Here is a 19,709-nt window from a genome sequence, read left to right as displayed (position 1 = left end):
CGTATATAGTGTCAACGATATATCCGATGAGGGAGGATATTTTACCCGGCACAGCGTTATCCTGGCGTCATCCACGTTTTCTTTCAGCCTGCCGGGATCAACCTGACAGCACGAAATCTGATGCGGGATATCGGCGCCAGGGTCAGTTCATCGGATACACCGTAAACTTTTTGGTTTTGGCGAGTCCGCAATTTGCCTGCTCGCTTAATTCAAAAAGTACAGGCAGCAGGTGAGCGGAGGCTTTCAGGTAAGCACTCACCTGCGCAATGCCTTCCGGGGGCACTATCTCGCTGTTCTCCAGCCCTTCGCTTAAGCACAATAACCCCTGACACAAGCCATCGGCCGACTCTGAAGCCAGCGCATTCAGATCGTACAACTGCGCCTCTTCTAATTGACTGAAATCCAGCCCGGCCATAAGCGAGCGAAAGACGGTGATGGAGTTGGTGGTAAACGCGGTGTTGTTATCTGAATCAGTCATACAAGTCATTCCATTGTCAGTGAGTCGAGGCCCCCGGTACTGGCGGGGTGATTGCCGCTGCGGAGAAAACTCTATGCCTGTTCGTGAATCAAAGAAATAGCCTGTGTTTATTTACAGTGGTTTGTTGTCAGATCTGGAAGATGTCTCGCAAATTTCTCACTGACGATCGGGGATATTACCCACCAGAACAGTATTCATGAGATAAAAAATGAATTTGGTTAATTAATAACAGTGTTTGCCAGATATTATTCTGACCAATTGAAATTAACTCAAATTATAACTAATGAAACGCAGTGGTTGTCACGTGATGTAATTATCACGCTGGCATGATTTACTTATTGATGCTATTTTGCAGAGACAATTGTTATTAAATATTTCAATGTGAACGCCCTGATGATTGACAATAGATTAATTACCCGGCAGGTTGATAGTTATTTGCGCAATAATACACAATCCGTTTCCGTGAGTTACATTTAAAAATCTCTTTGTCTAATAATCATCCTAAATATATTTTTCTCTTATAGGGAACTTTCTGATTTTTCACTTTGTCCCCCGTCATACCTATGTTAATTATTTATACGCGGCGCAAGACCGCACACACATCACATAAATAATAAAGACAGGGTAATAATGAGCAATTTAAAAGCGTCAATGTTAATTGGCGGCGTCGTGCTGTCGGCGTTATCAGCCAGTGCGCAAGCCGAGATTACTGTTTTAGATAAAAATCCTCAGAGTAATTCTTTGCTGGCACCGCTGAGTTTGCAGGTAGGCGGGAGTATCCGTCCTGAGTGGATTTTCAATAACGGCCCGGAGCCTGGCTATTATAAAAATGGTCACGATGGCGGCACCCGTTTCCGCTTCCGTGGTGATTATAAACTGACGCAGGACACCTCCATCATCGCTTACTACGAGCTGGGTGTGGACATGGCGAACCTGCTGGGTATGAATGATCATTATCCGGAAGGGGGTCAGCGCGATACGCAGCGTCAGTTATATGCGGGCTTTAAGGACGACCGCTACGGGACATTAACCTACGGTCACCAGTACGGTATTTATTATTCCGTCGTCGGGATTAAAAGTGACGTATGGGATAACGATGGTCATGCGGGCGGTACCGGTATTGGTATTAACGGCAGCTATGATGGCGCGAATAAGCCGAAAAGCAGCCTGAAATATACCAATGACTTTGGTCCTGTGACGTTATACGCCAACTACCTGTTGCCGGAAGATGAAATTCAGGCGGGTGAAGGGCAGCATTATCGCCGTAATAACGGTGGTGGTTTGGGCTTCGATTATAAACTCACCAAAGATTTAGTCTGGAGTGCGGCTTACAGCCTGACCGACGCCACTGTTAAAGATAATCAATATAACGAAAAAGATTATCATCAGCAGTTGTCCGGTACAGCATTAACCTGGCAGCCAAATAACTGGTACATCGTCGGTACCGGCAGCTATTACAAAGATTTCGTGCCAAGCACCCGTGAAAATCCTGTCGAACACTACTTCGCAGGCAGCGGTTACGGTGTGGAAGGGTTCGTCGGTTATACCTTTAATATCGACAAACCGTTCCTGAAATCTATCCAGCCATACGTTGCAGCCGATTCCCTGCAACTGAAAGGCGGCGAAGAATACCACGCGAACCACGTCTATCTGGGCGCGGGTACCACCATCGGTTACGGCCTGTCCGTTTACGTGGAACGCACCTTAGCGCACACCACCGACGACGAAGCAGACGCCACCTGGGTGACCGTCTTCTACGATTTCTAATTCACACGCCTCGTGGATCCTCAGGCCAGCGCATCTGCGCTGGCTTTTTTATGTCTGCAAATCCGCTTAGTGCGTCAGAGGTTCCGCCACTTCTATATCCACGACATCATCATCGCTGAATGGCATTTCCAGCGACTGATACAGCACGTCCAGCCGTTCGCACAGAATATAGCTCAGCAGATCTTTCGCCTGCGGATTATCCAGCGACACAATGGCATAAGACAACGCACGGCAGTGATCGACGATCTCTTCCAGTTCCAGCGGGGTATTGTCATAAAGATTAGGCATGTTGAATACTCCAGAAAATAGTGAGTTTGCTACCACTGGAGACGCTAACCTCGGGGTGGTAGCTCAAACAGCGTTAGCGTTACCGGTTTTCTGGATCCGGTGCTTCGTGAGAAGCCACTGTCTGAGCCACCATAATTGGGGTGAGTGCAGACCGTACCACATTGGCTCTATTTTCATAGAGTTGTAGGTACCAGAAAATGACAGAACGCTAATTCTGACTGCGGGTTTTGCCGCAGTGGGGAGAGTCTAATACGTGGGAATTTATACAGTGAGAGGAATTTTTAGGCAGTTTTCGTTTTTGCGAGATGTCTTGGAAAAGAGCATAAAACTGAACGTGCAAATACGTTATTTACGGAGTCTTTTGAGAGAAAAAGTGGTCAATCTATTCAAAAATCAAATACATGAGTTGTAAGCGATTAAGAACACATTATACTTCCAACCTATTGATTCACTTAACAGGTATCAGTAGATGACCAACAAGGAAATGTGCGTTGTGCTTACGGAGAATGATGTTTCTCCTTGGGACGATGAAACAGGCAAGCTTTATCATTTTCCTAAGCAATACCAAAAGTCAGTAAGTCCTGGGATGCGGTTTGTTTATTACAAAGGGAAATTAAAGTCTGAGAATAAGCAGTATTCTTCCCAACGTTTATCGGACGCTCCACATTACTTCGGTGTTGGGCGGATAAGCAGGATAGAGCCTGATGATGCAGGTAACCTCAATGCTATCCTGACTGACTTTCAGAAATTTGATCAAGCGGTTCTTGCTCGAAAGGGGGATGATTATTATGAACAAATCCCTGAAAGTAAGAAATCTAACTACTGGCGTTCAAGTATCCGCCTGATTTCAGCAGAAGTCTTTGCTGACATAGCCGTAGCCGCTGCGATCACTGAACCACGCCACATCATCAGTGATATAAAAAACGAAGTTGTGCATATTGAAAATGAATCGGATGAAGAATCTCTGGTTTCTTATCTGGAAGGAAAGAAGTCTTCCAAATATGTCACCACTTATGAAAGAGATCAGAAGCTAAAGAAACTCGCTAAAATTATTCATGGCACAACCTGTTTTGCCTGTGGTTTTAACTTTGGTGACTTTTACGGTGAATATGCAAAAAACTTTATTCATATTCATCACGTTGTTCCGGTATCTGAGTTTGGCGGATCGAAAATTGTCGATCCTAATACTGATCTTGTTCCCGTTTGTGCTAACTGCCATGGGGTTATACATCGCAAAAAAGACCGTACGCTCTCGATTGATGAACTGAAAGTTATGATTGCCACGAGTAAGAAAACGCCCTTATAAGGGCGTATTAACCTTTAGTATATTCACCCCCTAAAAAATCCGCCCCATCTCCAGCTGTCCCATCAATAACGCGTTATCACTGTAATCCACCGGGACGGCGACGACGGCGGGGCCTTGTACGTCCATGGCGGCGCGGAGGGTGCTTTCGAGTGTTTCGGCGGAGGTGACGGCAAAACCTTTGGCGCCGAAGGCGTCGGCGTAGGCTTTGAAATCAATCGGGCCGAACTGGATGCCGGAGGTGCGCTGGTATTTTTTCTGTTCCTGGATTGCCACCATATTGTAGGCCTCATCGACCCAGATGATGTGCAGCAGGTTGACGCCCAGACGCACGGCGGTTTCCAGTTCCATGCTTGATTGCATAAAACCGCCGTCGCCGGATACCGAAACCACTTTGCGGCCGGGATCGACCAGTGCGGCACCGATCGCCCACGGCAGCGCCACGCCCATGGTTTGCTGACCGTTGGAAATCAGTACCTGACGGGCGCGGAAGCTGTAAAGGTAACGGGCGATCCAGATGTGAAAACTGCCCATATCGACGCACAGCGTCACGTCGCTGTTGACGATGTCCTGCATCGCGCGCACCAGACGCAGCGGGTGGATCGCAAACTGATGCAGGCTGCGGCCTTTCTGATCCAGCAGTTCACGTTGCTGGCGGCGATCTTCGAGGATCGCGATGGCAGAGGCGCTCAGGTCGATGCGCTGCGGGATCTGCTCCGTCAGCAAATCCAGGGTGTCGGCGATGTCGCCCACCAGCTCGACGTCCGGCAGGTAGTCGCTGTCGGTCTCGGCGGGCATCACGTCGATGTGCACCAGTTCGGCGCTGCCGTTACTCCATTGCGCCGGTTCATACTCGACCGGGCTGTAACCGATGGTGATCACCAGATCCGCGTTGCGCAGCAGGCGGTCACCGGCCTGATTATTGAACAGACCGACGCGACCGGCAAAGCGGTGGAAAGACGCCTGATCGATAACGCCTGCCGCCTGATAGGTGCTGGTGACCGGCAGATCGCTTTTGTGCAGCAGGCGGCGGATGGCTTCGGCGTTGCGCGGCTGGCTGGCCATCAGGCCGAGCAGCAGCACCGGATTTTTGGCCTGTTTCAGTAACTGGGCGACCTGCAATATCGCCTCGTGCGGCGCGCTGCCCAGTACCGGCGGTGGCGAGGTGAGTAATTTGCCGCTGGCCGGTTCGTTGACGATATCCATCGGCAGGCTGATAAAGGCCGCGCCGGGACGGCCGAACTCGGCGGCGCGAAAGCCGTTCGCCAGCACTTCGGCCAGCGCAGAAGGCGAGGTGACTTCGGCGGAATACTTGGTGACCGGGCGGAACATCGCGACGGTGTCCATGGTCTGGTGCACCTGTTTTACGTGGTCGGCGCGTTTTACTGCCCCGCCGAGCGCGACCAGCGGATCGCCTTCGGATGTCGCGGTGGCGACGCCGGTGATCAGGTTCGAACAGCCGGGGCCGGAAGTGACCAGCGCGACGCCTGCTTTGCCGGTCAGGCGGCCCACGGCACCGGCCATAAAGGCGGCGTTGGCTTCGTGGCGCACCGGTATCGTTTTGATGTGGGAATCGACCAGCGAATCAAACACGCGGTCTATTTTGGCGCCGGGAATGCCGAATACATGTCTGACGCCCTGGGCTTCAAGCTGCGCGACGACCAGGTCCGCACCGCATGTCCATTCACGTTGGCTGTCTGAATTTTTCATGGTTTTCATCCTTCTGTCTGCGGTCTGTTAACTTTCAACTGACTGAATCGCATCATTTAAATCATCAGGACTTAAATTGGCGTGCAGGAAATCGCTGTCCTGCGGGAAGTCGATCAATAGCTTTTCGACCGTGCCGAAGGTCAGCACGCCGCGCTCAACCTGATAATCCAGCACATGGCCGCCGCTGCTGCGTTGCTGATTGATAAAGTGTTCGTGATACCCCGCTACGTTGATGCCCTGCATATAAGCGGGGGTCAGGAAACCAATCAACACGCCGTGGCTGTGTTCGATATGAAAGGTCGGCTGCGCCTCAATGGCCTCCTGCATCGGTTTATACGGACGGTGCTGTTCCGGCACGGTACGGGTCTCGACGCGGCTGAACTCGCCATCAATGCGCAGCGCGCAGAAGGTGTTCTGGCTGGCGACGGCGGCGTCGATCACCTCGTGGATTTGCCCGCGGCTGTGCGGCCGGTCAATCACGTATTCATTCGTCGGGTTAAAGAATGTCATGACGGCGAACGGCGTTTTTTGTTCCGGTTTTGCACGGCGGGCGCTGCCGTCGCCGCGCAGCTGAAAGATATTGCTGTTGAAGGCGATCAGTTCGCCGTCGAGATGGTTAAAGGTGCCGAGACCAAAATCGCCGTGTTCCAGCAGGTCCGCCATCGTGGTATCGCCTTCGTAGACGCCGCTCAGCAGGGCGCTCATCAGTGACGACTGGTAAAGCACGCGGTCAGGGTGCTGATGTTTAAACGCGGTCGCCGTGCGGGCAATATCGGCGACGCAGGAGCAGGACTCAGAATGGCTTTTCATGCAGGAACTCCGTTCGAATAGTTAACTTTGCTAACTAAAGGTTGACGCCATTCCGCCCGGAGTTCCAATATGAGGAGGTGTTCACTTTGAGACGTTTTTGATATGGAACTTCGTCATCTGCGCTATTTTGTCGCGGTAGCAGAGACGGGCCACTTCACCCGTGCTGCCGAACAACTGGGGATCTCCCAGCCTCCTCTGAGTCAGCAAATCCAGCGGCTCGAACACGAAGTCGGCACCCCTTTACTCAAACGTCTGACGCGCGGCGTTGAGCTGACCGAAGCCGGAAAAGTGCTGTACGACGACGCACGAACCATCATCAAACTGACCGATACCGCCCTGGAAAGAACGCGTGCCGTGGCCCGCGGCATGAACGGCACGCTGCGTATCGGCTTTGCGACCTCGACGGCGTTTAATCCGCAGGTGTTTGCGTTGCTGCACCGCTTTCGCGACAAGTATCCGGGCATGGTGCTGGAGCCACAGGAAAAGGACATGGCGGGGCTGATGACGGCAATGAGCGAGGGCGCGCTCGACGCGGCGTTTATCCGTCTGCCTTGTGAGCGCAGTAAAGAGTTCAGTTACAAGGTGCTGGATATCGAAGAAATGATGGTGGCGTTGCCGAAGAAACATCCGCTCAGTCAGGGGAAAGACGTCCGGCTGGCGGCGTTGCGCCACGATACGCTGATCACCTTTCCCCGCGATTTATCGCCGGGGCTTTATGATGCCGTGACACAAGCCTGTGCGGAGGCCGGATTCTCCCCGCGCTACGGGCAGCAATGCCCGCAAATTACCTCGGCGCTGAGTATGGTGGCGACAGGATTTGGTTACGCGCTGGTGCCTGCGTCGCTGAGTAAAATCGATGAAACCCATGTGCGTTGTCTGCCCCTGGCGGGGCAGACGTTAACGACGCAAATCGCGCTGGCCTGGCGCAGAACGGATAACTGCAAGGCGGCGCTGCATCTGGTGGGATTGTTGTAACTTACACCACAATAATCACAGACACCCGGCGGTTCTGGGCGCGTCCGGCCTGGGTTTTATTGCTGGCCACCGGCTGACTCTGACCTAATCCACGGGTATGGATATTGGCGCGCGGCATGCCGGCCTCAGCAAACGCGGCGGCGACCGTATCGGCGCGGCGCAGCGACAGATCCCGGTTGTAACCGGCGTCGCCGTAGTTGTCGGTATGGCCGTCGAGGTTGACTTTATTCAGGCCGACATGCAGCAGCTCACCGGCCAGTTTTTCCACCGACTGCTGACTCTCTGCCGACAACGTCGCCTGATTGTTGCCAAACAACACTTTGGCATCCAGCCCCAGTTCCCAGCCTGCGTCAGTCTGCGAGAAGCCGTTTTTTTGCAGCACCGCGATCTGCTCCGGGGTTAATCCCGCCGGTTTGGTCTGACAGGCGGCCAGCAGCAGAATGCACAGCCCCATAGCGGCGAACTGACACCAGGTCTTGAACGTGTTGCAGGTATTCATGGTCATTAATTCCTTTTAGTCTTTCATCACGACAGGAAGCGGCATGCCTGAAGAGACGTGCCAGCAACTGCCGGAAATTTTTTTCGAGCGGTACATGGCCTCATCGGCCTTATCCAGTAACTCTTTCGCGTTGCTGGCCTGAGAAGGCGAGAGCGCGATACCGATACTGAGAGACACATCCAGCGTCTTGTTATTGAGCAGGATGACGGGTGTTTTCATGATCTCAACAATGCGTTCGGCAAAGGCGACCGCTTCGGCGGTGGAATTCATCGGCTCAAGCAGGATCGCAAACTCATCGCCACCCAGACGGGCCAGCACATCACCTTTGCGCAGCGTTTTCGCCAGCCGTTCGCCAATCACCATCAGCACGCGGTCACCGGCAGCATGGCCCAGCGAGTCGTTGATCTCTTTGAAGTTATCGACATCAATAAACAGCAGCGCCAGTGAAAGTGCCGGGCGCATCGGGTTGAAGCATTGATTGAGCGTATCAATGAAAAACGCGCGATTATGCAGTCCGGTCAATCCATCATGCAATGCTTTTTGAGTCAGCGAGACGTTCTCATTACGCATGTGGTTTTCCCAGGCTTCCAGCTCGGTCAGCAGGCTGTTGAAGTCCTGACTCAGCGTGTGCAGTTCGACAATCGGCGCGGAAGGTACGCGCAAATTAAACGAACGGTTGGCGCTGACGTCGTGCGTGACGCGGGTAATGTGGCCGAGGGCATCGACAATGCCTTTTTGCATCCGGCGGGAAAAATACAGCGCGACCAGCGCGGTCAGCACCAGACAGCCCAGCAGACTGAGCACGGTTTCCAGCAGGAAGCCGATCAGGCTGCCGCCATTACCCGCCAGCCACACGGTGCCAATAAGCGATCCGGAATGGTTCACCGGCAGGGTGATCGGCTCCGGGAAGGCAAGGTGTCCGACGAACTGGCCGAGTTTATCCCAGTTGCTGTTCACCGGGCGCGACCATTCCGTAAAGGTCGCACCGGCAGGCGTCAGAATTTTGGCCTGAGTGAAATCCCCTCTTCTGGCGATGAACTCCAGCGAATCATGGGCGGCGGCGGGGTCGTTAAACACCAGCGCGGCTTCGGTGGTGTAACTGATGGCGCGCGCCGTCAGTTGCAGATTACTTTCCGCGTGAGAGCGAAGGGCGATCAGCGCCAGCAGGGTCAGTAAAAACCCGGCCAGACCAATGGCGGTCAAAATCACAATCACATGGATTCTGTTCAGCGCGGCACTCAGCGTCGGGCGCTGGCGTGGCGGCTCTGTGTCAGGAACAGGAATTTTATTTTCCATGGTCACTCCTTTTCCCTGGCAAGTTGTAATACGGCGGGATTCACCCGCACCCCGCTGCGTGACAGCGTGTCCAGATTCAGTTTGAATCCGGTATGAACGGGTGTGATCACCAGACAAAAAGCGTTCAGTAATGCACAGGCATCATCCTGCTCACCGATGGTTAAAATGGCGTGGCCTTCCAGACGCTGATGCAAATCGTTCTGCTGTTCCGCCGTCGTGCTGCCGGAATAAAGGGCATCACACTGCGTCAGCAGCGGGCTGTCGAAAGGAAGCGTCAGGACTTTAAGCGGCCGGCCGGTGAAGGCACTGCCATCGGGTGTGAGCTGCGCGGCGTATTTCACCGGCGGGATAATACAAAGTGTCAGCGCCTGGGACGCGGTACCGCCCGGCCAGCGTGAATAGCTGAGGATGCCGTTAACGGTCTGCGCGACAGCGGCGTTGGTCGGGGCATCACCGGTTTCCGCGATGCCCTGCGTCAGCGGGGCGACCAGCAGCAACATCAGCAGCGCAAAACCGTACACCGCCTTCACTAAACGGCGGATAAGATTTTTTACTGACGGGCAAAAAGGTGATCGGGCTTTTCCCATTGAGTCGCTCTGTGTTTCTTCCGTTAAAAGTGTTTCTCCGGAATAAGAATAACTTTATCGGCAATACTTCTGAAAGCGTCAATAAAAAGTTTTTTGCCCCGTTACTTCTGCCGCGCTGTGCCGATTTTTTTACACAAGTCAGGAAAACTGCGCATCCTGAAGGATCGCTAATGGATTCAGGATGACAATTGAATGCTTTTTAAACAGCACTGTTTTAAGCGTGCCGACGATAAATAATACACATTGCTGGTATTTCAACCGTTATTAAAATAATAGTCACGGCGATAACAAAATATCACAAAAAATAAATGTTACCGTAATCACTATTTGATGAATTTAAATTGCAGGAAATGTTAATGGATTGGAATTTAAAGGAATATCAGACCACATTTTAGGGATATTCGTGACCATGATCTCAAAGCCACGCTGTTAGCCAGATTTTTATGCTGCCGATAGGTATCATGCCCGCATTAATGGTATGTTTTAGCCGTCAGGATGGTTTTTTCGATGACGGGTGCAGTAAAAAAACATCAACCATTCTGGGGAAACGGACTTATTTTAATAATCAGGTACTGAGGAATCATGGATAATACAACAATCGGGACGCTGTCTGGAAAATCGGTAAGTTCCTGGCGCAAAACTGACACCATGTGGATGTTAGGCTTATATGGAACGGCAATTGGTGCAGGTGTTCTCTTCCTTCCTATTAATGCCGGTATCGGGGGGTTAATACCGTTAATTATTATGGCCATTCTCGCCTTCCCGATGACATTCTTCGCGCACCGCGGATTAACCCGTTTTGTTTTATCGGGTAAAAATGCCGGTGAAGATATTACCGAAGTGGTGGAAGAGCATTTCGGTATTTCAGCCGGTAAATTAATTACCCTGCTTTATTTCTTCGCGATTTATCCGATCCTGCTGGTGTACAGCGTGGCGATCACCAATACCGTCGAAAGCTTTATTACTCACCAGATGCATATGAATGCGCCACCGCGTGCCTTACTTTCATTGATCCTGATCCTCGGTTTAATGACGCTGGTGCATTTTGGTCAGGATATGATCGTTAAAGCGATGAGTATTCTGGTGTTCCCGTTTGTGGCCGTGCTGATGGCGCTGGCGCTGTACCTTATTCCTAACTGGAATGCGTCGGTGTTTGAAAACGTCTCCCTGTCCGGTAACGGCGTGGGTCACGGTATGCTGATGACGCTGTGGCTGGTCATCCCGGTGATGGTGTTCTCGTTTAACCACTCGCCAATCATCTCTTCTTTTGCGGTGGCAAAACGCAAAGAATACGGCGATGAGGCAGAGAAAAAATGTTCGCGCATTCTGGCATTCAGCCACATCATGATGGTGATCACCGTAATGTTCTTTGTTTTCAGCTGTGTCCTGAGCCTGTCTCCGGCCGACCTGATGGAAGCCAAAGCGCAGAACGTGTCTATCCTGTCTTATTTGGCGAACCACTTCTCCAATCCGGTGATTGAATATATCGCGCCGTTTATTGCCTTTATTGCCATTACCAAATCTTTCCTCGGCCATTATCTCGGTGCGCGTGAAGGTTTCAACGGTATGGTGATTAAATCCCTGCGCAGCAAAGGTAAGAAAATTGCCCTGCCCATGCTGAACCGTTATACCGGCATCTTTATGTTATTAACCACCTGGTTAGTGGCAACCCTGAATCCAAGTATTCTGGGGATGATTGAAACGCTGGGCGGCCCGATTATTGCGATGCTGTTATTCCTGATGCCAATGTATGCCATCCATAAAGTGCCGGCGATGAAAAAATACAGCGGCCATATCAGCAACGTGTTCGTGGTGATTATGGGTCTGATTGCCATGTCAGCGATTGTATTTAGTCTGATTGGTTAATAATTAATAGTATTCAATAAAATGAGCGGGGTCATTCCCGCTCTGCTTTCCTCCGTTTTGTTCTTTATTCTGCCCGTCATTTACTTCACATGGAGTGCCCACCATGATCAGCGTCTTCGATATTTTCAAAATCGGTATTGGTCCTTCCAGTTCGCATACTGTCGGCCCGATGAAAGCCGGGAAAATATTCACTGATGAACTTATCTCTTCCGGCCATATTACCCAAACGACCCGCGTGGCGGTCGATGTTTACGGATCACTGTCGCTGACCGGTAAAGGCCACCATACCGATCTGGCGATCATCATGGGGCTGGCGGGCAATATGCCGGACGATGTGGATATCGACGCAATCCCGGCATTTATCCGCAATGTGGAAAATACCGGACGTCTGATGTTAGGCAAGGGCGCCAGAGAAGTGGATTTCCCGGCCGGTTCCGGCATGAATTTCCATTTTACTAATCTGCCTCTGCACGAAAACGGCATGACAATCAGCGCGTTCAACGGCGACGAACTGCTGTACACCCAAACCTACTATTCCATTGGCGGCGGCTTTATTGTCGAAGCCAGCAAGTTTGGCATGCAGGATGAAAATCCTGTCGTGCGCCCGTACCCGTTCCGTTCGGCCAGTGATTTGCAAAAACATTGCACCGATACCGGTCTGTCGCTTTCCGCCCTGATGCTGCAAAACGAACTGGCGGGCCATACGCGGGCAGAAATCAGCGACCACTTTGCGGCCATCTGGAACGTGATGAGTGAAGGGATCACGCGCGGCATTCACACCGAAGGTCTGCTGCCGGGGCCGATGAAAATCAACCGCCGCGCCGCCGCATTGCGTCGCATTCTGGTAACGCAGGATAAAAATAATGTCGATCCGATGGGCGTCGTCGACTGGATCAACATGTATGCGATGGCGGTGAACGAAGAAAACGCGGCGGGTGGCCGTGTGGTCACTGCGCCGACCAATGGCGCGTGCGGCATCATTCCGGCCGTGCTGACGTACTACGATCAGTTTATCCGTCCGATCAGCCCTGATTCCTACAGCCGTTTCTTCCTGGCGTCCGGCGCCGTCGGCATTCTGTTCAAAATGAACGCCTCGATTTCCGGCGCAGAAGTCGGTTGTCAGGGCGAAGTCGGCGTGGCCTGTTCCATGGCCGCCGCCGGTCTGACGGAACTGCTGGGCGGCAGCACCGCGCAGGTATTTATGGCCGCAGAAATTGCCATGGAACATCACCTCGGCCTGACCTGTGATCCGCTTGCCGGACAGGTACAGGTCCCGTGCATCGAGCGTAACGCGATTTCAGCGGTGAAAGCAGTGAATGCCTCGCGCATGGCGCTGCGCCGCACCAGCGAACCGCGCGTCTGTCTCGATAAAGTTATCGAAACCATGTACGAAACCGGCAAAGACATGAACTCAAAATACCGTGAAACCTCAACCGGCGGACTCGCGATTAAAGTCCTGGCATGCAATTGATTTCTTTCTACATCATTTCCTAAAAGGCGGGAAACCGCCTTTCTCGCCCCCTTCGGTTCTTTTCCCTGTGTTATGTTTTTGGTTATCTATACTGCGTAGAAGCGTTTTTTTCACCTGGAAAACAGTTAAAAGGAAAGATCCGGCATGTCTAAATTCTTTATGAATGACCGCAAGACTCTGATTAACGATGTTATCGAAGGGGTGATCCTGACCTCTCCCTACAAAAACCTGGCCAAACTGGACATCGATCCGGCAATCCGCGTCGTTGTTCGCCGTGACTGGGATAAGAAAAAAGTCGCCCTGATCTCCGGCGGTGGCTCCGGCCATGAACCCGCGCATGTCGGGTTTGTCGGCAAAGGTATGCTGACCGCCGCCGTGTGCGGTGAAGTGTTTGCGTCACCGAGCGTCGATGCGGTGCTGAGCGCGATTGTGGCGGTTACCGGTAAAGCGGGCTGTCTGCTGATTGTCAAAAACTACACCGGCGACCGGCTGAACTTCGGTCTGGCGGCTGAGAAAGCCAAAGGCATGGGCTATGACGTTGAGCTGGTGATGGTCTCTGACGACATTTCCCTGCCGGATAACAAACAGCCGCGCGGCATCGCCGGAACGGCGCTGGTGCATAAAATTGCCGGTTACGCAGCAGAGCAGGGGAAATCCCTGAAAGATGTCACCAAAATTGCCCAGCAGGCCATTGATGCCACGGCCAGTATCGGTGTGGCAGCCGCCGGTTGCAGCCTGCCGGGTGGCGGAGAAGATGAAGAAGAACAGCGTATCGAATCGGGCCACGTTGAGCTGGGTTTAGGGATTCACGGCGAGCCGGGTGTGTCGACCATGAAAACCCAGAACAGCCAAAAAGTGGTGGATACGCTGGTCAGCAAGCTTGCGGCGCATGTGAAAAAAAGCGACAAGCTGGCGGTGCTGATTAACAATCTCGGCGGCGTATCGCCGCTGGAGATGAATCAGATCACCAAAGAAGTGGTGCATTCAGCGCTTGGGAATTCGATCCGTTATCTGATCGGCCCGGCCTCGCTGGTCAGCGCGCTGGACATGAAAGGCTTCTCGCTCTCTGTGATTGCCCTCAAAGGCGGCATTGAAGAAGCCCTGCTGGCGGATGTGGAAGCGTCCGGCTGGCATCCGCTGGTCAGGTTGGAAAAACTGGCGACCAAAAAAGGCAAGAAAATCAGCGATAAAAAAGCCGTAAAAGCCTCATCCAATGCGGAAGTCGGCAAAATCGTGGAAACCATTACCCAGACCCTTTCTGATCTGGAAGATGAGCTGAACAAGCTGGATGCCAAAGTCGGTGACGGCGATACCGGTTCGACATTTGCCACTGGCGCACGCGATATCCAGAAACAGAACAAAGGCAAAAAACTGCCGCTGAACAATGTGGCGGATCTGCTGGGCGTCGTCGGCGATCGTCTGGCAACCGTGATGGGCGGATCCAGCGGTGTGCTGATGTCGATCTTCTTCACCGCCGCCGGTAAAAAGGTCGCTGAAGGCGAGAAGTTGCCGCAAGCCTTGCTGTCTGGCCTTGAACGTATGAAACATTACGGCGGTGCCGATCTCGGCGATCGCACCATGATCGACGCGCTGCAACCGGCGCTGGAAGCCTTAGGCAAAAAAGATGCACTGAAGGGGGCCGCCAAAGCCGCCGCCAAAGGGGCAAAAGACACGGCCAGCATGAAGAAAGCCAATGCCGGGCGATCGTCTTATCTCAGCAGCAACAGCCTGAAAGGGGTGAAAGATCCGGGCGCAGTGGCCGTTGAAAAAGTGTTTGAGGCGCTGGCGAAAAAATAATCTGTGTTTCACAAAAAAATGGCCTGCGGGAAACCGGCAGGCCATTTTTATGACAACAAAAACGTCAGGTAATCGCATTGGGATCAATCAGCGAATAACGCTTTTTATCATGGATCCGCTGCGAAATCCGGTACTGGGTTTGTTCATAAATGACGAACTTGCCGATACGGATCGCTTCACGGGAATCCCTGTTAGCAAAATGGTCGTAAACACCGCCGGGATATTTCCCCTTCAGGCCACGGTTAGACCATTTGTTCATTTTAATCTTCCACTCAAGAGAATAATGCGCCAGCGGGCAGACGATCTTTGCCCACGGATCGCAAATCAGTGCGTTCTCGAGGATCCTTCCGTTGTTACGTACAGGCTGGGTGCCGACTAACACCAGGCAATGATCGACCGGATTGGTAATGAAAATACTGAGCACTTTCAGGGGCGTACCGGCGAGTCTTTCCCATTTTTGAATGTTTTCACTGATATAGCAAAATGCGACGCGGGCATTTTCGCCGCAGTTGCCCGCATTTTCTTTCCCGTTGCGATAATCTTCTTCAACTTTCCGGTAAAGCTGCTGGGAGGAAAGATTGAGCTTTCGCAGACCCCGCACCATGGCACCCCGATCCCTGTCGCCGCCCAGTGAATGCAGCCGGTATTTTTTAGGATCCGACATCATCAGACCATCAATCATTCTTTTATCCGGATAAAACTTATTGGCGGATTTCAGTGACAATCGTGAACGCGTAAAGAGCATGGCTTCGGTAAGCTTGGGCAAGAGTAATTTCTGGAAACGTTTATTATCCATAACGCTAGTTTTCCTTTAAAACCTGTTTCAGCAGTGGAGTATTTGAGCACTCTTTATTGCCGGTATAAAGGAAATGACTTCTTAAGAAATACGGGATCTGCTGAGACCTTCCGCGCCGGAGCAGCCCGGTTAAAACACGGCGCTCAGTCAGAAAACATAATTTGATCTAAAACAATTTTAAGCGATTTGCTCACCCGCCGCGGTTTCCATCCCCGTATAATTTGCGGCCAATTATTTGCCGCCGAACGAAGACCCTACTATGCCAGTCAGCCTGATCCAACCAGATCGCACCCTGTTTTCTTACCCGCGTTACTGGGCCGAATGCTACGGCACTGCGCCGTTTTTCCCGATGACCCGGGAGGAAATGGATCAGCTTGGCTGGGACAGTTGTGATGTGATCGTGGTGACCGGCGACGCCTATGTCGATCATCCGAGTTTCGGCATGGCGATCATTGGCCGCATGCTGGAAGCGCAGGGATTCCGCGTCGGGATCATCGCGCAGCCGGACTGGACCAGCAAAGACGATTTCATGCGCCTCGGTAAGCCGAATCTGTTTTACGGCGTCACCGCCGGTAACATGGATTCGATGATCAACCGCTATACCGCTGACCGGAAATTGCGTCATGACGATGCCTATACGCCGGGCAACGTCGGCGGTAAACGACCGGATCGCGCCACGCTGGTGTATACCCAGCGCTGCAAAGAGGCTTTCAGCGACGTGCCGGTGGTGCTCGGCGGCATCGAAGCCAGCCTGCGGCGCATCGCCCATTACGATTACTGGTCAGATACCGTGCGCCGCTCGGTGCTGGTGGATTCCAAAGCCGATATGCTGATTTATGGCAACGGCGAACGCCCGCTGGTGGAAGTGGCGCACCGTCTGGCTGCCGGTGAATCCATTACTGATATTCATGACGTGCGTAACACCGCCGTGATGCGCAAAACGGCGCTGATCGGCTGGAGCGGTGTGGATTCCACTCGGCTCGATAAACCGGGGCGGATTGAGCCGATCATGAACCCGTACGGCGAAGATTTGCCCTGTTCAGAAGGGGAATTGCCTGCGCCAGATGCGCCGCAGCCGGTGACGGTACGAGCGCCGAAGCCGAAACCGTGGGAGAAAACCTACGTGCTGTTGCCGTCATTTGAGAAAGTGAAGGGCGATAAAGTGCTGTACGCCCATACCTCGCGCATTCTGCATCACGAAACCAACCCCGGCAGTGCGCGTGCCCTGATGCAAAAACACGGCGACCGCTATGTGTGGATCAACCCTCCGGCGATCCCGTTATCCACGGAAGAAATGGACGAAGTGTTTGGTCTGCCGTTCCAGCGCGTACCGCATCCTTCTTACGGCAAAGCGACGATCCCGGCGTATGACATGATCCGTTTCTCGATCAATATCATGCGTGGCTGTTACGGCGGCTGTGCATTTTGTTCGATCACGGAACATGAAGGGCGGATCATTCAGAGCCGCTCTGAAGCATCGATCGTCCGCGAAATTGAAGAGATCCGCGACAGCGTGCCGGGATTCACCGGTGTGATTTCCGATCTGGGTGGCCCGACCGCCAACATGTACATGCTGCGCTGTCAGTCGCCGAAAGCGGAACAAAGCTGTCGCCGCGCGTCCTGTGTGTATCCGGAAATCTGCACGCACATGGACACAAACCATGAACCCACGATCAATCTGTACCGCCGCACCCGCAGCCTGAAAGGCATCAAGAAAATCCTCATCGCCTCCGGAGTGCGTTACGATCTGGCAGTGGAAGACCCGCGTTATATCAAAGAGCTGGCGGAGCATCATGTCGGCGGTTATCTGAAGATCGCACCGGAACATACCGAAACCGGACCGCTGTCGAAAATGATGAAGCCGGGGATGGGCAGCTATTACCGGTTCAAAGAGCTGTTTGACAGTTATTCCAAACAGGCCGGGAAAGAGCAGTATCTGATCCCTTACTTCATTTCTGCGCATCCGGGGACGCGAACGGAAGACATGATCAATCTGGCGCTGTGGCTGAAGAAAAACCGTTTCCGCCTGGATCAGGTGCAAAACTTCTATCCGTCACCGCTCGCCAGCGCCACCACGATGTATTACAGCGGCAAGAATCCGCTTGGCAAAGTGGATTACAAAAGCGAAGACGTGGTGGTGCCGAAAGGGGATCGCCAGCGCCGGTTGCATAAGGCGCTGCTGCGCTATCACGATCCGGTCAACTGGCCGGTGATCCGCGAGGCGCTGACCGCGATGGGCATGCGCCGTCTGATTGGCATCCGGCCTGATTGTCTGGTGCCGCCGGACGGTTTTGATCCGAAGTTTGCCCCGTCTCGTTCGGGCAAAGCGAAACCGGCAGCCACGCGTTTTACCGCTTCAAAAGCGCAAAACCCGACAGCCGGAAGCGGAAAAGGAAAACCCGCCGGTCAGCGGGTTAATCGAGGTAAAAGACCGGTTTAAGATCGTTACTCACCGGGCTGTTATCGGCATTGGCAGGCATCACGTCTGCCATATGCTTCCACCATTTCTGGCAGACTTCCGTTTTCGCCACGGCATTCCATCTTTCTTCTGATTCAATTTCCACATAGCCAAACAGCAGATTGCGTTTTTCATCCAGAAAAATGCTGTAGTGATGTGCGCCGTGGGCTTTCAGGGTTTCCGCCAGTTCCGGCCAGATTGGCGAATGACGACGCTGATATTCGTCGTGTGCATTCGCGTTGACCTGCATCACGAAGGATTTACGGATCATGTTTTTCTCCGGTTAGATTTACTCCCTCCCCTGCGAAGGGGAGGGCTGGGGTGGGGTATTAATGGCAGCGTTGAATCTGAAGTTGCCTGCTAAACCCCCTCCCAACCTCCCCCTTCGCAGGGGGAGGAGTAAAGAAATTACACCTTTTTCTTCCCCTTCACAGAGGCAGACACTAGAAACTACATTGCTTTCAGATACAGCTCACGCACTTCTTCGCGGGTTGCGGTGCGCGGGTTGCAAGGCGCACACGGGTCAGCCAGCGCTTTGTCCAGCCAGCCTTCGATATCCGCCTCTGAAATGCCCAGTTCTTTGAAACCGGAAGGAATACCCACGCGGGTGGATAAGGTGCGGATAGCGTCGATGGCCGCCATGCTGGCCTGCGTTTCACTGATACCTTGCGTGTGCACGCCCATTGCGCGGGCGATATCGGCGAAACGAGCAGGTGCGGATGAGCGGTTAAATTCTTCGACCACCGGCAGCAAAATCGCATTACAGACGCCGTGCGGCAGGTTGTGTGTCGCGCCCGGCTGATGCGCCAGTGCGTGAACCAGCCCTAAACCGGCGCTGTTAAATGCCATGCCTGCCAGATATTGCCCCTGCGCCATTTTCTCGCGGGCTTCGATATCGTCGCCATGATCGACGGCTTTCGGCAACCATTGCGTGATCGTGGAAATCGCCGCGAGCGCCGTCGGATCGGTCAGCGGATGTGCGCCGACGGAAACATAGGCTTCGATGGCGTGGGTCAGCGCATCCATGCCGGTCGCCGCAGTCACGCTGGCCGGGATCTTGAGCATAATTGACGGATCGTCAACGGCGATATCCGGGATCAGATTGGCGTCGATGATCACTTCTTTCACCTGACGCTGACTGTCGATGATCACCGCATTACTGGTGAGTTCTGCTGCGGTGCCTGCGGTGGTGTTAATCGCCACCAGGAAGACACCCGGCTGAGTGACTTTGCCGACACCGGAATACCGTGTGGCTGGACCCGGATTGGCGGTCAGAATTTTGATGCCTTTCGCCGTATCAATCGGGCTGCCGCCACCGAAGGCGATCAGATAATCGCAGTGGTTTTCCTGATACAGACGGAAGCCTTCATCCACATGGGCGGAGGTCGGGTTCGGCACGACGCCACCGTAAACGGCGTAAGGCAGTGCGGCTTGTTTCATTGCGGAGAATAAACTGTCGAGCAGGCCCAGTTCGATTAACTGGCCGTCGGTGACGATAAGGGCTTTGCCGTGGCGTTTGGTCGCCAGCATCGCCACCATATCTTCGATTGCGCCCTGGCCGTGAAGGCTGATTTTAGGTAGTGCCAACATGAAACTCATAAAAATTCC

Annotated in this window: 17 protein-coding genes and 1 pseudogene; 8 read left to right on the top strand and 10 right to left on the bottom strand. The window is 53.1% G+C overall.

Annotated elements, in window-relative coordinates:
- Nucleotides 1–48: 48 nt before the first annotated feature.
- Nucleotides 49–165 (top strand): annotated as a pseudogene (locus tag EDF78_RS25790) (alpha/beta hydrolase); the annotation flags it as partial.
- Here EDF78_RS25790 and EDF78_RS12935 read toward each other — a convergent pair.
- Entirely contained in the window at nucleotides 143–478 is a 336-nt protein-coding gene (locus EDF78_RS12935; RefSeq protein WP_095924537.1) for a hypothetical protein, read from the bottom strand. The pseudogene EDF78_RS25790 and the gene EDF78_RS12935 sit on opposite strands and share 23 nt — an antisense overlap.
- Before the next feature lie 630 nt (nucleotides 479–1,108).
- Here EDF78_RS12935 and EDF78_RS12930 point away from each other — a divergent pair.
- The gene (locus EDF78_RS12930) at nucleotides 1,109–2,245 is read left to right on the top strand and encodes a porin (protein ID WP_095924538.1); all 1,137 of its coding nucleotides are present in this window, start codon (nucleotides 1,109–1,111) and stop codon (nucleotides 2,243–2,245) included.
- Between the two features lie 66 nt (nucleotides 2,246–2,311).
- On the opposite strand, the gene EDF78_RS12925 is transcribed toward EDF78_RS12930, so the two are convergent.
- Nucleotides 2,312–2,533 carry a hypothetical protein gene (locus tag EDF78_RS12925; RefSeq protein ID WP_095924539.1) on the bottom strand — a complete coding sequence of 74 codons (222 nt, stop codon included), beginning with the start codon at nucleotides 2,531–2,533 and terminating at the stop codon, nucleotides 2,312–2,314.
- A gap of 469 nt (nucleotides 2,534–3,002) precedes the next feature.
- Between EDF78_RS12925 and EDF78_RS12920 the strand changes: the two genes are divergently transcribed.
- Nucleotides 3,003–3,839 (top strand): HNH endonuclease, encoded by an 837-nt coding sequence (locus EDF78_RS12920; protein WP_208294476.1) that lies wholly within the window; start codon nucleotides 3,003–3,005, stop codon nucleotides 3,837–3,839.
- Nucleotides 3,840–3,869: 30 nt separating this feature from the next.
- Here the strand turns inward: EDF78_RS12920 and alsS are convergent, their stop codons facing one another.
- Both alsS and budA read right to left on the bottom strand, forming a co-directional pair.
- Nucleotides 3,870–5,546 carry an acetolactate synthase AlsS gene (gene alsS / locus EDF78_RS12915; RefSeq protein WP_131693401.1) on the bottom strand — a complete coding sequence of 559 codons (1,677 nt, stop codon included), beginning with the start codon at nucleotides 5,544–5,546 and terminating at the stop codon, nucleotides 3,870–3,872.
- Between the two features lie 27 nt (nucleotides 5,547–5,573).
- Nucleotides 5,574–6,356, bottom strand: a complete 783-nt coding sequence (gene budA, locus EDF78_RS12910; RefSeq protein WP_133823218.1) for an acetolactate decarboxylase — start codon at nucleotides 6,354–6,356, stop codon at nucleotides 5,574–5,576.
- A 102-nt stretch (nucleotides 6,357–6,458) separates the two neighbouring features.
- Here budA and EDF78_RS12905 point away from each other — a divergent pair, with 102 nt between their 5' ends.
- Complete coding sequence (locus tag EDF78_RS12905) at nucleotides 6,459–7,331, top strand: LysR family transcriptional regulator (protein WP_095924543.1); 873 nt, start codon at nucleotides 6,459–6,461, stop codon at nucleotides 7,329–7,331.
- 1 nt (nucleotide 7,332) lies between these two features.
- Here the strand turns inward: EDF78_RS12905 and EDF78_RS12900 are convergent, their stop codons facing one another.
- The 3 genes from EDF78_RS12900 to EDF78_RS12890 are packed head-to-tail and all read right to left on the bottom strand — an operon-like array spanning nucleotide 7,333 to nucleotide 9,713.
- Nucleotides 7,333–7,830, bottom strand: coding sequence for an OmpA family protein (locus EDF78_RS12900; RefSeq protein WP_095925272.1), 498 nt, complete (start codon nucleotides 7,828–7,830; stop codon nucleotides 7,333–7,335).
- Nucleotides 7,831–7,845: 15 nt separating this feature from the next.
- Nucleotides 7,846–9,126, bottom strand: coding sequence for a diguanylate cyclase (locus EDF78_RS12895; protein WP_119822477.1), 1,281 nt, complete (start codon nucleotides 9,124–9,126; stop codon nucleotides 7,846–7,848).
- Nucleotides 9,127–9,128: 2 nt separating this feature from the next.
- The gene (locus EDF78_RS12890; RefSeq protein ID WP_243839451.1) at nucleotides 9,129–9,713 is read right to left on the bottom strand and encodes a YfiR family protein; all 585 of its coding nucleotides are present in this window, start codon (nucleotides 9,711–9,713) and stop codon (nucleotides 9,129–9,131) included.
- A gap of 582 nt (nucleotides 9,714–10,295) precedes the next feature.
- Here EDF78_RS12890 and EDF78_RS12885 point away from each other — a divergent pair.
- From EDF78_RS12885 to EDF78_RS12875, 3 genes are all read left to right on the top strand, one after another.
- Nucleotides 10,296–11,579 carry an HAAAP family serine/threonine permease gene (locus tag EDF78_RS12885; protein ID WP_133823217.1) on the top strand — a complete coding sequence of 428 codons (1,284 nt, stop codon included), beginning with the start codon at nucleotides 10,296–10,298 and terminating at the stop codon, nucleotides 11,577–11,579.
- 103 nt (nucleotides 11,580–11,682) lie between these two features.
- Nucleotides 11,683–13,050 carry an L-serine ammonia-lyase gene (locus EDF78_RS12880; protein WP_095924546.1) on the top strand — a complete coding sequence of 456 codons (1,368 nt, stop codon included), beginning with the start codon at nucleotides 11,683–11,685 and terminating at the stop codon, nucleotides 13,048–13,050.
- A gap of 144 nt (nucleotides 13,051–13,194) precedes the next feature.
- The gene (locus EDF78_RS12875) at nucleotides 13,195–14,847 is read left to right on the top strand and encodes a dihydroxyacetone kinase subunit DhaK (RefSeq protein ID WP_133823216.1); all 1,653 of its coding nucleotides are present in this window, start codon (nucleotides 13,195–13,197) and stop codon (nucleotides 14,845–14,847) included.
- Nucleotides 14,848–14,911: 64 nt separating this feature from the next.
- Here the strand turns inward: EDF78_RS12875 and EDF78_RS12870 are convergent, their stop codons facing one another.
- Entirely contained in the window at nucleotides 14,912–15,643 is a 732-nt protein-coding gene (locus tag EDF78_RS12870; protein WP_133823215.1) for a hypothetical protein, read from the bottom strand.
- 259 nt (nucleotides 15,644–15,902) lie between these two features.
- Between EDF78_RS12870 and EDF78_RS12865 the strand changes: the two genes are divergently transcribed.
- Entirely contained in the window at nucleotides 15,903–18,083 is a 2,181-nt protein-coding gene (locus tag EDF78_RS12865; protein WP_133823214.1) for a YgiQ family radical SAM protein, read from the top strand.
- On the opposite strand, the gene rhaM is transcribed toward EDF78_RS12865, so the two are convergent.
- Both rhaM and fucO read right to left on the bottom strand, forming a co-directional pair.
- Complete coding sequence (gene rhaM / locus EDF78_RS12860) at nucleotides 18,058–18,372, bottom strand: L-rhamnose mutarotase (protein ID WP_095924550.1); 315 nt, start codon at nucleotides 18,370–18,372, stop codon at nucleotides 18,058–18,060. The two genes, EDF78_RS12865 and rhaM, sit on opposite strands and share 26 nt — an antisense overlap.
- A 179-nt stretch (nucleotides 18,373–18,551) precedes the next feature.
- Nucleotides 18,552–19,700 (bottom strand): lactaldehyde reductase, encoded by a 1,149-nt coding sequence (gene fucO, locus EDF78_RS12855; protein ID WP_131693398.1) that lies wholly within the window; start codon nucleotides 19,698–19,700, stop codon nucleotides 18,552–18,554.
- Nucleotides 19,701–19,709: the final 9 nt, after the last annotated feature.

Source organism: Rahnella sp. BIGb0236 (genome assembly GCF_004364755.1).
GTDB lineage: Bacteria > Pseudomonadota > Gammaproteobacteria > Enterobacterales > Enterobacteriaceae > Rahnella > Rahnella victoriana.
This window is presented reverse-complemented; position numbering and strand designations above follow the sequence as displayed.

Coding starts and splice junctions, on each gene's coding strand:
- EDF78_RS12935 (WP_095924537.1), bottom strand. CDS start 478: ATGACTGATTCAGATAACAACACCGCGTTTACCACCAACTCCATCACC.
- EDF78_RS12930 (WP_095924538.1), top strand. CDS start 1,109: ATGAGCAATTTAAAAGCGTCAATGTTAATTGGCGGCGTCGTGCTGTCG.
- EDF78_RS12925 (WP_095924539.1), bottom strand. CDS start 2,533: ATGCCTAATCTTTATGACAATACCCCGCTGGAACTGGAAGAGATCGTC.
- EDF78_RS12920 (WP_208294476.1), top strand. CDS start 3,003: ATGACCAACAAGGAAATGTGCGTTGTGCTTACGGAGAATGATGTTTCT.
- alsS (WP_131693401.1), bottom strand. CDS start 5,546: ATGAAAAATTCAGACAGCCAACGTGAATGGACATGCGGTGCGGACCTG.
- budA (WP_133823218.1), bottom strand. CDS start 6,356: ATGAAAAGCCATTCTGAGTCCTGCTCCTGCGTCGCCGATATTGCCCGC.
- EDF78_RS12905 (WP_095924543.1), top strand. CDS start 6,459: ATGGAACTTCGTCATCTGCGCTATTTTGTCGCGGTAGCAGAGACGGGC.
- EDF78_RS12900 (WP_095925272.1), bottom strand. CDS start 7,830: ATGAATACCTGCAACACGTTCAAGACCTGGTGTCAGTTCGCCGCTATG.
- EDF78_RS12895 (WP_119822477.1), bottom strand. CDS start 9,126: ATGGAAAATAAAATTCCTGTTCCTGACACAGAGCCGCCACGCCAGCGC.
- EDF78_RS12890 (WP_243839451.1), bottom strand. CDS start 9,713: ATGGGAAAAGCCCGATCACCTTTTTGCCCGTCAGTAAAAAATCTTATC.
- EDF78_RS12885 (WP_133823217.1), top strand. CDS start 10,296: ATGGATAATACAACAATCGGGACGCTGTCTGGAAAATCGGTAAGTTCC.
- EDF78_RS12880 (WP_095924546.1), top strand. CDS start 11,683: ATGATCAGCGTCTTCGATATTTTCAAAATCGGTATTGGTCCTTCCAGT.
- EDF78_RS12875 (WP_133823216.1), top strand. CDS start 13,195: ATGTCTAAATTCTTTATGAATGACCGCAAGACTCTGATTAACGATGTT.
- EDF78_RS12870 (WP_133823215.1), bottom strand. CDS start 15,643: ATGGATAATAAACGTTTCCAGAAATTACTCTTGCCCAAGCTTACCGAA.
- EDF78_RS12865 (WP_133823214.1), top strand. CDS start 15,903: ATGCCAGTCAGCCTGATCCAACCAGATCGCACCCTGTTTTCTTACCCG.
- rhaM (WP_095924550.1), bottom strand. CDS start 18,372: ATGATCCGTAAATCCTTCGTGATGCAGGTCAACGCGAATGCACACGAC.
- fucO (WP_131693398.1), bottom strand. CDS start 19,700: ATGAGTTTCATGTTGGCACTACCTAAAATCAGCCTTCACGGCCAGGGC.